Origin of the sequence: Maribacter sp. 1_2014MBL_MicDiv (assembly GCF_001865655.1) — a bacterium.
In the GTDB taxonomy this organism is placed as follows: Bacteria; Bacteroidota; Bacteroidia; order Flavobacteriales; family Flavobacteriaceae; genus Maribacter; species Maribacter dokdonensis.
This window is the reverse complement of sequence record NZ_CP011318.1, coordinates 3867510-3881039: the sequence shown is the minus strand read 5'-3', so window position 1 is coordinate 3881039 and position 13530 is coordinate 3867510. Positions and strand designations below refer to the sequence as shown.

General features: G+C 34.1%; 12 protein-coding genes. 5 read left to right on the top strand and 7 right to left on the bottom strand.

Annotated features, from left to right (window positions below; all coding sequences use genetic code 11):
- Positions 1 to 23 precede the first annotated feature (23 nt).
- The 5 genes from YQ22_RS16290 to YQ22_RS16270 form a co-directional block, all read right to left on the bottom strand.
- A complete protein-coding gene (locus tag YQ22_RS16290) occupies positions 24 to 1178 on the bottom strand; it encodes a dipeptidase (RefSeq protein ID WP_071342034.1) in 1155 nt (384 codons plus the stop codon).
- A gap of 117 nt (positions 1179 to 1295) precedes the next feature.
- Positions 1296 to 2699 (bottom strand): RagB/SusD family nutrient uptake outer membrane protein, encoded by a 1404-nt coding sequence (locus YQ22_RS16285; RefSeq protein WP_071342625.1) that lies wholly within the window; start codon positions 2697 to 2699, stop codon positions 1296 to 1298.
- Positions 2700 to 2711: 12 nt separating this feature from the next.
- Positions 2712 to 6047, bottom strand: coding sequence for a TonB-dependent receptor (locus YQ22_RS16280; protein ID WP_071342033.1), 3336 nt, complete (start codon positions 6045 to 6047; stop codon positions 2712 to 2714).
- 142 nt (positions 6048 to 6189) lie between these two features.
- Entirely contained in the window at positions 6190 to 7254 is a 1065-nt protein-coding gene (locus YQ22_RS16275) for a FecR family protein (RefSeq protein ID WP_071342032.1), read from the bottom strand.
- 117 nt (positions 7255 to 7371) lie between these two features.
- Positions 7372 to 8016 (bottom strand): RNA polymerase sigma factor, encoded by a 645-nt coding sequence (locus YQ22_RS16270; protein ID WP_082642855.1) that lies wholly within the window; start codon positions 8014 to 8016, stop codon positions 7372 to 7374.
- A gap of 530 nt (positions 8017 to 8546) precedes the next feature.
- On the opposite strand from YQ22_RS16270, the gene YQ22_RS16265 reads away from it, so the two are divergent.
- Positions 8547 to 8984 carry a response regulator gene (locus YQ22_RS16265; RefSeq protein WP_058102483.1) on the top strand — a complete coding sequence of 146 codons (438 nt, stop codon included), beginning with the start codon at positions 8547 to 8549 and terminating at the stop codon, positions 8982 to 8984.
- 54 nt (positions 8985 to 9038) lie between these two features.
- On the opposite strand, the gene YQ22_RS16260 is transcribed toward YQ22_RS16265, so the two are convergent.
- A complete protein-coding gene (locus YQ22_RS16260; RefSeq protein WP_071342031.1) occupies positions 9039 to 9476 on the bottom strand; it encodes a response regulator in 438 nt (145 codons plus the stop codon).
- Between the two features lie 232 nt (positions 9477 to 9708).
- Here YQ22_RS16260 and YQ22_RS16255 point away from each other — a divergent pair, with 232 nt between their 5' ends.
- Positions 9709 to 9993 (top strand): hypothetical protein, encoded by a 285-nt coding sequence (locus YQ22_RS16255; protein ID WP_071342030.1) that lies wholly within the window; start codon positions 9709 to 9711, stop codon positions 9991 to 9993.
- Between the two features lie 25 nt (positions 9994 to 10018).
- Here the strand turns inward: YQ22_RS16255 and YQ22_RS16250 are convergent, their stop codons facing one another.
- Complete coding sequence (locus tag YQ22_RS16250; RefSeq protein WP_071342029.1) at positions 10019 to 10402, bottom strand: response regulator; 384 nt, start codon at positions 10400 to 10402, stop codon at positions 10019 to 10021.
- 397 nt (positions 10403 to 10799) lie between these two features.
- Here YQ22_RS16250 and YQ22_RS16245 point away from each other — a divergent pair, with 397 nt between their 5' ends.
- The 3 genes from YQ22_RS16245 to YQ22_RS16235 all read left to right on the top strand — a co-directional run bounded on the left by YQ22_RS16245 (position 10800) and on the right by YQ22_RS16235 (position 13529).
- Positions 10800 to 11858, top strand: coding sequence for a polysaccharide lyase family 7 protein (locus tag YQ22_RS16245; protein ID WP_071342028.1), 1059 nt, complete (start codon positions 10800 to 10802; stop codon positions 11856 to 11858).
- Positions 11859 to 11888: 30 nt separating this feature from the next.
- Positions 11889 to 13052: a DUF3095 family protein gene (locus YQ22_RS16240; protein WP_071342027.1), complete on the top strand. Its 1164-nt coding sequence runs from the start codon at positions 11889 to 11891 to the stop codon at positions 13050 to 13052.
- A 132-nt stretch (positions 13053 to 13184) separates the two neighbouring features.
- Positions 13185 to 13529, top strand: coding sequence for a hypothetical protein (locus YQ22_RS16235; protein ID WP_071342026.1), 345 nt, complete (start codon positions 13185 to 13187; stop codon positions 13527 to 13529).
- The last annotated feature ends 1 nt before the right edge of the window (position 13530 follow it).

Sequence of the window (13530 nt, the reverse complement as noted above, 5' to 3'; positions counted from 1 at the left end):
CTAATTTTATGGACAATTATTGATTATGGTTTTAAGGTCTCTTTGTAGAGTCTTAACCAGTTTAGCCCTAGTATTTTTTCGATATCTCCTGTGCTATACCCTCTTTTATCTAAAACTTTGGCTACTTCCAAATACCTACTTGTTTTGTCAAGTTCAGGTATCCATGGTGGCCATTGAACTTTGTAAGATGGTTTAAAACGGGTTAATCTTGGTACATACCAATTTTCTCTTGTTGCGCCATTGGCTTCTAGACCTTCTATAGGATAATCAATTGCCAAACCAACATGGTCAATACCACCAATTTTAACTGCGTGGTCAATATGGTCAACATATGTTTCTAAGGTAGTATCCGTACCAAGGTTTGGACCAATCATGTACCCCAAACAAATAATACCCATTACACCTCCCTTGTCTGCCATGGCCTTAATCTGTTCATCTCTCTTGGCTCTTGGATGGTTTTTGTGCAAAGCCTCGCACATGGAATGGTTTATGGATACCGGTGCTTTACTATGGGCTATACCTTCATTGGTAGTCTGTTCTCCACAATGGGATAAATCTACAATAATACCCAACTCGTTCATGCGGTCTACGACCTCTACCCCAAAATCCGATAGGCCACAATTGGTACGTTCAGTACTACCATCACCTAAATAATTTCGCTGATTATAGGTTAATTGCATCCAACGCATACCAGCATCATACAACGTATCTAAATTTTTAATGGATCTGCCAAGCATTGTTGCATTCTGAAAACCCAACATAACGGCAACCTTATCTTCCTTTTTGGCTTTATAATAATCCTCTACACTGGTAGCCAAAATAAGTTTATCAGAATTATTTTTTATAATATTTTGCCATTTGGTCAGGTTTTCCATTCCCCGGTTAAAATCACCGGATACTACAGAAGCATTAAAACCCGTATAACCAGTTTTTGCAAGAGCCTTAAACGACTCTTCATTCCAATTTCTGACAATGACCAATCCGTCATTTACAATAGCCTTTTTATATAATTTTTCAACTCCCTTTTCCCCTATGTTGTATAATAACTGCTTATTAAATTCTGAATTTGGATCGGTATCTATAGATTCTAAAATAGTATTTAACGAATAAGCAGCTTGACCAGGAAAGAATGCTCCTAACGAAAGTAATTTCGATAGATTTCTACGTTGTGTGTTCATATGTTTTTCGAGGTTTAAAGAAAAGAAATCCTATATTTTTAAGATAATAGAGTACACATTGAGAGAACCAATGCAGCCTCTCAATGTGTTTAATAACTAATAAATCAGTCCTAAATATTAATACCCAGGATTCTGTTCTATATTAGGGTTAACATCTGTTTCATCCTGTGGTATAGGCATAATAACCGTATCAGCACCATAAGGAATAGTACAAGTCTGAGCAGTACAGTTGGTTCTAACAATATCCATTTGATTACGCATTAGATCCCACAAACGTTGTCCTTCAAAGGCTAATTCTAATCTTCTTTCTAAAAATATTGCATCCTTAAGGGCATCACCAGTATCTGCATTATCTGGCTCATCCGCTATTGCACGTTGGCGTACCATATCTAAATCATCTTGTGCTCCTGCTATATCCGTACCAATTTCAGCTCTAGCCTCGGCACGTATTAAATACATTTCAGCAAGTCTTACAACTTTCACATTGTCAAACCCATTGATATCCGCATACTTTATCATTCTATATGGCGCAAATTCCCCGGTCAATAAAGGATCAACCTCAAACGTGCTCAAACGTGCATCATTCTCCGGATAAAGATCAACGACATCATTAGAAGGTAGATAATCTCCAAAACCCGCCTGTAGATAAAGACCTGCAATACCGTTGCCACCAACATTATCCGTTTCGGTCATTGATATTTCAAAGATTGACTCGGCACTATTATCCGTAGTCCATAAATCATAATAGTTATCGTTAGAAATTAAACTGTAATCTCCAGAATCTATAACACTACTAGCCATAGCTTCTGCATTGTTCCAGTCTTCTTTAAATAGATAAACCTTTGCCAATAAAGCTCTTGTTGCATTTGGGGATAACGTATTTGAATTGCCACTTCGGGAACTATCGCTCATTAAAGAGATTCCTGTTGTCATATCAGAAATAATTTGTTCGTACACTTCTGCTACAGTACTTCTAGCTGGTTCATTGTCCAAATCAAAATTTAATACGATGGGTACACCTAAATGGCTAGCATCTGACGTATAATTATATTGTTGGGCAAACATGCGTACCAAATCAAAATATATTAAACCTCTTAATGCATAAGCCTCTCCAACAATGTGATTTTGCTCATCTAAAACAGCATCGGCCAAAATTGTTTCAGAATTTATAATGGCATTTGCTGCATTAATACCTTCATAGGCACTACCCCATAAGGCCAATGCCTGACCATCTGATACTCTTTGAATATGCTCGGCATAATCTACAATTCTATTGGCCTGACTATTTTGCTTAACGTCATCTGCCAAAACATCCGGTATCATAATCATGTAGCGCCCGTAGTATTCCGCTCCGGAAAGTTTATTATATATACCTGTAATAGACGATTCATAACCATCAAGGTCCAAAAGGGCTTCAGTATCCGAAACAGATTGTTGCGGAGTCAATTCTAAAAATGAGTCTGAACATGAGAATACTAGTCCAGTCATTATCGTTAATATGAATATTTTATATGTTTTCATGTGTGTCATCATTTAAAGTTGAATATCTAAACCAATGGAAATAGTTTTTACTGCAGGTGTTTGACCTGTGTAACTACCATTAATACCTTGTTCTGGATCAATGTAAAGGATATCCTCTTTTACAAAAGTTAGGATATTTGTTCCCCTAGCATACAATCTCATTGAATTCAAGCCTAATAGCGAAGTAATATCTTCGTTAAAATTATAGGCAACCGTTAAATCCCTTAAACGAATATAACTACCGTCATACAACCATCTAGTTTGGTTAGCTTCATTACTACCGTTACGACCACCCCAAACAAACTGAGGTACTAAAGCATCTGTTGAACCAGGCTGCCATCTATTATCATAAATAAAATCTGCCGTACTTCTTGGTGTAAGCCTACCGTCACCTAATGTACCTCTTGCCCTGGAATCAAAAATATAGTTACCGTAAGAATAGATAAAGTTGGCACTAAGACTAAAGTCTTTATAGGAAACCATGGTATTGAATCCACCGAAAAACTCAGGAGTAGCGGATTTGTCATCCAAAAAACGCTCTGCTTCACTAATGTCATTGGTTATGGTAGTTTTTGATGCATCTGTATACCATTGCGGATCACCATTTTCTTGATTTACACCTGCCCAACTATACAAATAGAAAGATTGAAAATCCTCACCTTCTTGTCTTCTATAAGCACCATCTGTAAAATCATCTGTTAGTTCGGTAATTTCATTCTTTAAAAAGGTGGTATTAAAACCAACATTCCAATTAAAATCATCATTACTAATGATATCTGCATTCATTGAAATTTCAAAACCTGTGTTTTTCATTTCACCAAAGTTTTGGGTCAATGAAGAAAAACCAGAAGTTAAAGTGATCGGTACATTTAGAATAAGGTCTGAAGAAGTACGCTCAAAATACTCAACCGTACCACTAATTTTAGAAAATAGTCCAAAATCTACACCAACATTAAAATTCTGTTGACTTTCCCAAGTAAGATCAGGATTTGCAATTTGACTTGGACTACCACCAGGATTACCATCATAATCTTGACCATAAACATATAGTCCTTGCGATGGAAAATCTCCAATAGCAGCATTACCCGTAACACCCCAAGAACTTCTTACTTTTAATAAATTAAGAAAAGAAACATCTTCTAAAAAAGCTTCGTTACTAGCAACCCAACTACCACCAAAAGAATAAAAAGTACCCCATCTATTATCTGCACCAAATCTAGAAGAACCATCTCGTCTTAAACTCGCAGAAAGAAAATATTTACCGTCGTAGTTATAGTTTGCTCTAGAAAAAGCAGAAACAAAAGTGTATTCAGATTTTGAACCACTAATAGCAAATTCTGCCGATGCACTATTTAAAGTTCTTAAACTTTGGTTAGGAAATTGAGTTCCAGATGCACTAGAAGATTCACTAACAGTTTCCTGCGCTTCAAAACCACCTAAAACATTGAAGTTATGGTCATTGCCTAAGTTAAAATTATAATCTGCAGTCTGTGTACCCACAAAGGTTCTAAGAGAAGTATTTGCTTCATAACCAATACCACCGGAGTTTCTACCGCCGCCATATCTTGGATTTTGGTATTGAGATTCGGTCAATGTCAGTAAATCGAAATTTAACTGCGAACGCAACGTCAAATTCTTAACCGGTTTAATAGAAACCGCAAAATTATCTATTACCCTAAATTGCTTATTTTCCCATAAATCATCTCCACTTAGAGCACCAACCGGGTTGGCACCTCCTAAAGGAAAATAATCCGCATGCTCTCCATTAAATCTACCTTCCTCATCATAGATTGGAATTAATGGTGATAACTCTAACGAGTTTTTAAAAGGGTTATTAAAAGAACCACCATCAAAAAAAGTATTCGTAGTACTGTTAGATACAGAAATATTATTTGAAACCGTTAAGTAATCGGTTGCCTTAAACTCTATATTACTACGGGCACTTAATCTATTAAAGCCAGATCCAATAATATAGTTTTCTTGATCATAGTAAGCTCCAGAGAAAAAGTATTTTAAATTTTCTGTTCCCCCGCTAGCACTAAGATCATAACTTTGGGTAATTCCTGTTCTAGTTATGGCATCTAACCAATTGGTATCTGTAGGCTCACCGGTTGAAGGATCTATTAATTGTTGAAAAGTAGCATCAAATCTTGCTTGCGCTTCTTCAGGTGTGTCACCTAAATTTACATAGCCTTCAAGAAAAAGTTCCGTGTACTCTGCAGCATTCAATGGCTTTAATATATTATTGTAAGCCTGTGAGTTAAAACCTGTTAGTGTTTTTAAGGTGATTTTTGCTTTACCGGAACTACCGGATTTTGTGGTAATCAAAATAACACCATTGGCACCTCTAGAACCATATATTGCCGTGGAGGCAGCATCCTTTAAAACCGAAATGGATGCAATATCATTTGGATTGATCGATGCCATAACGTTGGTACTACTACCACCGTTATCAATAGTACCAATACTACCATTTTGCACTGGGATTCCGTCAATAACATATAACGGTTCACTTGATGCTGATATAGAACCTATACCTCTAATACGTACTTGGGTATTTCCTCCTGGAGCACCATCTACCGCACTAGCTTGCAAACCTGCTGTACTACCTCTTAATGTTTGTTCAAAAGTTGAAACAGGTACTTGCTCTAACTCTTCGCTTCTAACAACACCTACAGAACCCGTAATAGATTCTTTAGTGGACGTACCATATGCTACAACCACTACTTCATCTAAAGAAGCTACATCTTCATGGAGTACCACATTCACTACAGATCTGTTATCGATAGCTACTTCTTTGGTCAGCATACCTATATAGGAGAAAACCAGTGCAGTACCATCTGTAACATCAATGGCATAGTTACCATCAAAATCAGATTGAGTTCCAACCGTAGTACCTTTAATTAATACATTTACACCTGGTAATGGTTGGCCCGTAGCATCCGTAACATTTCCTGTTATTGTAGTTTGAACGACAGCATCAAATTCTAAAGAATTTTTTGGGGAGCTAGGGGGCATTTTTTTGACAATAACTTGATTGCCAATAATCTTATAAGTTAAATCGGTATTGGAAAAAGCTTTGTCCAAAACAATTTTCATGGGGGCATCTTTCAATTTTACCGATATTTTCTTATCAGTTTTGATTACATTATCCTTGTAAAAAAAGACATAATCACTAGTATTCTGTATTTTTTCGAAAAATGCTTCCACAGATATATTGTTAACGTCTACCTGTATTTTGTTTTGTGCAAATACTGAGTTAGCGTAAACTGATGAAAGTCCTATTCCGATAAATAGTAGAAATATTCTCATAATCGTTAGAATTCCGACTGGTATGATATTTTTCATATTTTTGTGTTGGTTATTTAATGTTGCTGCAAAACAGCAATATTGAAATTAATTGCCGGAAGATGCGGGAACATCTTCTGGCTTTTTTAATAATTGCTACTTCAAAAAAAATAATATGTTTTCAGTTCATTGGCGTTAGGTGTTACTTGATTAATATTTTATTTTCTGTTTTAACGTATTCCATATTGGTACTTTCCTTAATACTATGTATTACGGAATTGATGTCTTCATTTAAATCTAGGTAACCAGAAAAAGTCTCTTTGGCCAGGTTTTCGTTTTCTATGACAATATCAATGTTGTAATATCGAGAAATACGTTTCATAATATATTGAAGGTCATTATTCTTGAATATTAGTACACCTTCCTTCCAAGAAAAATAATTATCAACATTTACCTTCTCAGAAACAATACTTTTATTCTCTTTATCAAAACTTGCCTTTGTACCAGGAGTAATCTTCATTTTATCTGAATGTGAAGAATCATTCTTTATATTCTTAAAGCTTATTTGAACACTACCACTTTTAAGAATAGTATTGGTTTCGGTTTCATCTGGATAATTGGTGACACCAAATACAGTTCCTAAGACCTCTACTACTTGGTGGTCAGAAATTACATGAAAAGGTTTGCTTTTATCATGGGTTACCTCAAAGATTGCTTCACCCTCAATGTAAACTTCTCTTTTACCACCATTAAAAGCTATTGGATACACCAATTTAGAACCTGAATTAAGCCATACTTTAGTTCCATCGGAAAGTGTTAGATTAGAACGCTTACCGTAAGGCACCCAAAGGGTATTGAATACAGATTTTTTGTTTTTGGTCGCTTTTTGATTCACTACCTCATTTGCACCAATAGTTACATTCTCTCCAGAATCAGAATAGTTGATTGATGCTACATCCTCTTTAATTTTTAAACTATTGCCTTCACCCAACGTAAGTACCACTTCACCTTCTTTATGATTTTCATTTTCAGAAGAGGTAGAGTTTACAAAATCGGTAATGGAGCTTGATGTATTAGAAGTGTTGTAAAAATAAAATGTAAGACCTATGCAACCTGCCAAACACGCAGCTGCCAAGCCAGAAAACCAAAAATTTCTTTTTCTAGTTTTCTTTTTATGTATTGTATTGAAAATCCTATTTTTCAAAGCTGAAGTCTCTTCTTCAGTCATAGATGAAAAATTGATATTTTTAGGATTTATTTTTTCCATAGTTAGGTATTGATTTTATGATTTAGGTTTAAATAAACCTTATCAACGTACTCGTAAACAATAAGTAAGAAATTGTATTTATATAGACAGTTTTCTAAAGAAAATTATTAGAATAATTTACCTTAAGGCTTTCAAGGCCCTATAGACTATAGTTCTGGCTGTCTGTACGGAAACTTCCATAATTTCAGAAATTTCTTCGTAGCTCTTATCTTGATTGAACCTTAAGAACAAACCTTTTCGTTGTTTCTTTGTTAACGATTCTAGCGCATTTGCCAAAATCATTCGTTTTTCGGTCAACCTTTCCGTTCGTATAATATCCTCTTCACAAGAATTTGTATAGTTTCTTGTATCTTGATGTAAAGAATATTGATATTCTTCTGATATCGAAATTGTTTTAGTAGCGTATTTTCTATTTATTTTTCGCTTCAAACTTTTAAACAAATAATACTTTACATTATCTGTCATTGTTAAGTTTTCCCTGTATTTAAATAAATCTACAAATAGGTCATGAATACAATCCATAACGTATGTTCTGTCTTTGGTACAATTTATACCGTAACTAAAGAGACAGTCTACATATATATTATATAAATCGCCTAGGGCAGATTCATCTCCATCAATTAATTTTTTCCAGATTACCGTTTCGGTATTCTTAACTACAAAAACTTTTTGATTGCTCATTTTCGGTATTTTTTCTGACGCTGCGTTAACCCCAAAATCTGAGTTTACAGCCATACCATGTTCATTATGTTTTTGCATCATTAAAAGAATTTAATGGAATTATCAACGATTCCTTTCTATTCTAAGCAATCAATTTAGGTTTTATAGACATTATTGAGAAATAAATAATGATTTAAGGCATTTTGGTAATAATATAGCATTCATAATTTGGTATTCATGATCTAGATACCACCAAATTTCCATTTTGATAGATCTAATTTAACAGTTTATTTACCTACACTGAGAGAATTCTTAAGTTTTTTCGGTAATTTTAAGCATAGAGACTACCTATTTAAGACAATTTAAAGAGTCAAATGTTCCGATTACAACACAACTGACTAACATATTATATATATAGTAGTAAACTGTAATGAACATGCTAATTTTTACAGTTTAACAGGACCAACAATTATCTTACAATATCTGGTTATCTGTCAATCACTGAAAAAATCTTTACAAAAAGAATTTCAGCCCAATACTGTTACAAGTTTAATTGATATTGTTACTATAACTTGACTTGTTAGTATAACTTTAAACAAAATAGGGCTCTAAGCTTCTTAATACAATATACTATGAAAGATTACAATGTTTTTAGCCCTTTAGCCTATGCCGACGATGATGAAGATGACAGAATGTTCTTTGCTGAGGCAATGCAAGAAATTTTCCCTGATATTAATATGAAACTTTTTCATAATGGTGAAGTTTTAATTACATACATACTATCTACCATAACTGCTGGTATTGTTCCAAAGCTTATCTTTCTAGATTTAAACATGCCCATTATGAATGGCTTTGAGTGCCTTTCTATATTAAAAAACAACACTTTTTTAAGTAAGATTCCTGTAGTTATATACTCCACATCATCATCTGAGACAGACCGTAAAAAAATATTGGAAATGGGTGCGGTTCGTTTTATAACAAAAGAAATTTCCTTTAAAAAAATGCTTGTTCAACTTAAAACAACCATGGATGATCTTTATCACAAAGAACTAAATCCTAAGGTTATTTAGGAAGATCTCAATTACAATTCTACAGATGTAAATATTTCAGTTGTACCGGGCTGCTTATGATAATATTACAAATTCACCATTCTCAACTTCATTCTTATTTGAGCCTTTTACCCTTTGTAAAGATTTAAGTAACAATTTTTTCAATTCTTTAAAAGACGAAGATTTTTTTAAAAATAGATTTGCCCCATCTTCTTTTAATTGATTTACCTCACGTTCCCTATAAATTCCTGAATAGGCAATTACATAAATATCCTTGAACTTTTTAAAGTTTCTTATATCCATCAGACATTCAAATCCGTCCATGATAGGCATATACAAATCAAGAAAAATTACGTGCGGTAAGTTGTCATCAGAGAAAAGCTTATCCATAAGATCAACACCGTTATTAAACTGAGTTACCGCTGTAGTCAATGGTAAATCATCTAATGCCTCTATAAAAAAACTGCGATCCTCTAAATCGTCATCTGCTATATAAATATTCAATGCGGTCATTTTTCAACTTAATATCAATATCTCCTCCAAAATTATAAGGAAATCCTTTAAAAAAGAATACTAATACCATAGAATAGTAACTCAAAAAAAATTAAATACGTCTATCGACCCAACGGTGTCGTTCGTATAAAAAAATAAAATCTTAAAATAAATTTGTGTAGTAAAATACTTACAATTAGATTTGTTCGTTATCAATTAACTAAGTTCCCATTAAGTTGATTCAATACTGATTATGATGGCTACAAACGACCGAACCGAACTCTTAATGTTACTTCAACAATTTCAGACCGACTATTACACGAAAGGTAATGCGCTTAAGGTCCATATTCTTTTACAACAGTTTGTTTCAAAAATTAATTTTGATAATTACTTCCTATTCATGGAATTTGAAAAAAGGCATCAGCAATTAAAACAAATAGAGCTAATATCTGATCTTGACAACTACGCAGAACTGTTTGCAGAGAATTTATTGAAATTGATTTTATTACTGAAAAATTGTAAAACCGAAGAATTATAAGTTGAACCACAAAATGATGGAAAAGCTATTTGATCATATTTTGAACCATGTTCTTAGATAATGGCTTTTCATAATACCCCTCAATAAATTGGTGTTGCTTGGCTTTCTCCCGATCCTTGGAGTTCGTAAAAGCAGACATGATAAATACCTTAATCTTATTTATTTTGGCATTGTAATTTTGCAATTGATCAATGAATTCCCATCCGTCCATTTCAGGCATTACCAAATCCAACAGAATATAATCTGGTATAGGCTTGTCTTCATTTTTTAATTTGGTCAATAATTCCAGGGCTTCAATAGCACTTTCACAAACATAGATTTGAGTATCTGTGCTACACTGCTCTACAGCATACCTCGCCGTAAACTGAGAAACCAAATCATCATCAATTACCAAAAACACTGAGCTCATGCTATTGTTTTATTAAATATCCCTGTTCAACTTACCTATGTAAATATACGTCGGTAAAATTAGCCTTATTTAAAATAAACGTTTAAATACGTTATTCCAAGATTAATTCATTTGTTATCAAAAAAATCCAATAACCAAAAATGTATAGAAAAGGTCTCTAAATTATAGAGACCTTTTCTTAACTGTATGTCAATTACACTAACCATTAACACATAGAACATACAGTTGTTCTTTTGTACTAAACGTGACCAGCAAGTTACCTTAGAATCACATTAAAGCTTATTCCTTTTAAAGAAATGTTTAGCTATTTTACGTTTTTGAATTTAGCGAACATTATTAGAAATAACAATGAATCTATCGTATATTTAAAATAAGTAAAACCTAAATAAACATATTAATGCGTTTAAAATCTTCCCATTATTTCTATATAGTATTGATAACCTTTACACTATTGTTTTCATTTACTTCTTGTAAAACTGAAACAAAAAAATCAGTAGTTGCTGAAAATGAAAAAACACTATACCCAGATGATGTGATCCCTTTTATGAAAGAATGGAAAATTCTATGTGGTGACGGCAAAAGTTTCGATGATTTAACCAATGTTGAGCACAAAGATTTTTTTTATGTAGAAAACGAAAACAATACAAATTGGGTAGTATATAAGGCACCTAATTCTGGTGTAACCTCTAGAACATCAAGCAACACTAGAACAGAACTGGGTCAAAAAGAAGAATGGAAACCAGATACCGGTGGCAAACTAACCGGTACTTTAAAAGTAAAGCATGTTTCTACTTCTGGAGATGCCCGGGTAGCTGCTTCTTATTCCGTAGTTGTTGGCCAAATTCATGGTACGGAGGGTCATGAAAACGAACCTTTAAAAATTTTCTACAAAAAATTTCCGGGTCATAAAAAAGGTTCCGTTTTTTGGAATTATGAAATAAATACCGAAGGAGATAACGGTAAACGTTGGGATTATTCCACCGCAGTTTGGGGCTATGATATGTCGGTTGTCGGAGAAACCCCTACCACTTACCCCCAAGAGCCGGAAGATGGCATTGAATTAAACGAAGAATTTAGTTATGAAATCAATGTCTACAAAGGCATAATGTACCTTACGTTTAAAAGCGACGGACATGAAACCAAAACGTTTACCAAAAGCCTAATACAGACAGACTTTGCAGAATCAACTGATATTCCAGAACAAATATTGACTTTATATGCGGCAATAGGGCGTGATGGTGTAGAAAAAGTACATGCATATGCTGGCGAATTGCAAAATTTTAAGCAAGGAGCTTACAACCAGACCAACGGTAAAGATCCTGAAGAAAATATTGTTTGGCATACCGGATCAGAGACCTATAACGGAGATAATAAAAAACAATACGAAAACGGCTGTTATACAGAGGTTTGGTTTAAAGACGCTACGGTTGGTGCCGGCACTCCACCGCAACATTAAAAATTTCTCATTGTAGGTTACACAAGGTTAATGGCAGACAAACAATTCTATAAAAATCTTCGTCTTTTTAAAGGTACACTCATTGAACTTTTGGGAGATGACACCTATTTTGTAGATGTGCCAAAATCATGGCACGTTGTCGTTGTAGATATTTTAAACTCTACCAGTGCAGTGAACGCGGGCAATCACCATCAGGTAAATTTAACCGCTACCGGAGCTATTATTTCTGTACTCAATGCCATAAGAATGGTAAAACGAAGCAATGAAATCCCCTATTTTTTTGGTGGCGATGGCGCTACATTCATAGTACCTTCATCATTGCTTAACAAAATAATTCATGTTCTTGAAAATTACCGCATACATATTAAAAGAAAAATTGAACTAGTTCTACGGGTTGGTGAAATTCCTGTTAGTAATTTAATAGAATCAGAGGTTCAATTAAAAATTGCCAAACATCGGTTAACTGATAAGCTATCTATTCCTATCGTTTTAGGGGACGGATTAAAAGTAGCGGAAAGCATGATAAAATCTTCTTTTAAGGAAGAAGAAACCACAGCATTTGATGAAACACTCTTAAATTTAGAAGGAATGGAATGCCGTTGGGACCAGATACTACCGGCCCAACAACAAACTAAAGTGGTATGCTTACTATTAGATGCCTCCTTAGAAAAAGATCAACGTAATGTGTACAAAAAAGTACTTGCCCAAATGGATGAAGAATTTGGGAAATTTGAAAATAGGCAGCCTATAAAAAGTAACAATCTTAAATTAGACCCAAACCCTACCAAGGTGTGGGAAGAAATGAAAATTAGATTGACTTCCACCAGCTGGATGTATTTTTTTAAAAGTTGGTTAAAATCAAATTTTGGCAGAATTTACCTAAATCTTACAAGTAGTGGAAAACAATATTTAAGTCAAATAGAACAACTGTCTCACACCTTTATGCTAGATGGCATGATCAATACTGTTTTTACTGCAGAACAGAAAAATATAAATCGTTTCATTGCCTTTTTAGATGAAATGGAAAGGGATAAAAAATTGATTTACGGTATTCACGTTACCCATGCATCGGTTATGTCTTGTTATGTACTTGATCGTAGAACCACACACTCTCACTTTGTAGATGGCACAGAGGGCGGTTATACATCTGCGGCCAAAATGTTCAAAATAAAAAAGAAGGGCCTATCTAATTAGATGTCATGTGAGCATCACCCTTAATTTTATCTTCAAATTTTATCCCGTCAATTAAAGTAATATTAGAGCAACACATAAATGACAGGTGTCATTACCTTGTTCTTACATTAATGAACACATAAAATTATAGCGATGATAACAGAAGATAAGAGTAAAGATAAATCACGTTCTACAGGCGGATTACAGAATGACGTTCCACAACATCAAAATATTGCTGACCATAAAAATGAAAATAAAAAGGTTGGCAAACCTGTGAATAATGGCGGCGTAGCTACTGCAAAGTATGATTTACATATAGAAAAGCAATGGTTGGCGGTAAAAGATGAATATTTGGCAAATTTCCCTGAAACAGAAGATTTAGATGCTAATGGCGAGCAAGATAGTTTTGAAGCCCTAATAGCTAAAATTGCCAAACGGAGACAAAAATCCACAGAAGATATCCACGCTGAAATAATGAACTGGCCAACAAAAAAATAAA

Coding starts and splice junctions, on each gene's coding strand:
- YQ22_RS16290 (WP_071342034.1), bottom strand. CDS start 1,178: ATGAACACACAACGTAGAAATCTATCGAAATTACTTTCGTTAGGAGCA.
- YQ22_RS16285 (WP_071342625.1), bottom strand. CDS start 2,699: ATGAAAACATATAAAATATTCATATTAACGATAATGACTGGACTAGTA.
- YQ22_RS16280 (WP_071342033.1), bottom strand. CDS start 6,047: ATGAAAAATATCATACCAGTCGGAATTCTAACGATTATGAGAATATTT.
- YQ22_RS16275 (WP_071342032.1), bottom strand. CDS start 7,254: ATGGAAAAAATAAATCCTAAAAATATCAATTTTTCATCTATGACTGAA.
- YQ22_RS16270 (WP_082642855.1), bottom strand. CDS start 8,016: ATGATGCAAAAACATAATGAACATGGTATGGCTGTAAACTCAGATTTT.
- YQ22_RS16265 (WP_058102483.1), top strand. CDS start 8,547: ATGAAAGATTACAATGTTTTTAGCCCTTTAGCCTATGCCGACGATGAT.
- YQ22_RS16260 (WP_071342031.1), bottom strand. CDS start 9,476: ATGACCGCATTGAATATTTATATAGCAGATGACGATTTAGAGGATCGC.
- YQ22_RS16255 (WP_071342030.1), top strand. CDS start 9,709: ATGATGGCTACAAACGACCGAACCGAACTCTTAATGTTACTTCAACAA.
- YQ22_RS16250 (WP_071342029.1), bottom strand. CDS start 10,402: ATGAGCTCAGTGTTTTTGGTAATTGATGATGATTTGGTTTCTCAGTTT.
- YQ22_RS16245 (WP_071342028.1), top strand. CDS start 10,800: ATGCGTTTAAAATCTTCCCATTATTTCTATATAGTATTGATAACCTTT.
- YQ22_RS16240 (WP_071342027.1), top strand. CDS start 11,889: ATGGCAGACAAACAATTCTATAAAAATCTTCGTCTTTTTAAAGGTACA.
- YQ22_RS16235 (WP_071342026.1), top strand. CDS start 13,185: ATGATAACAGAAGATAAGAGTAAAGATAAATCACGTTCTACAGGCGGA.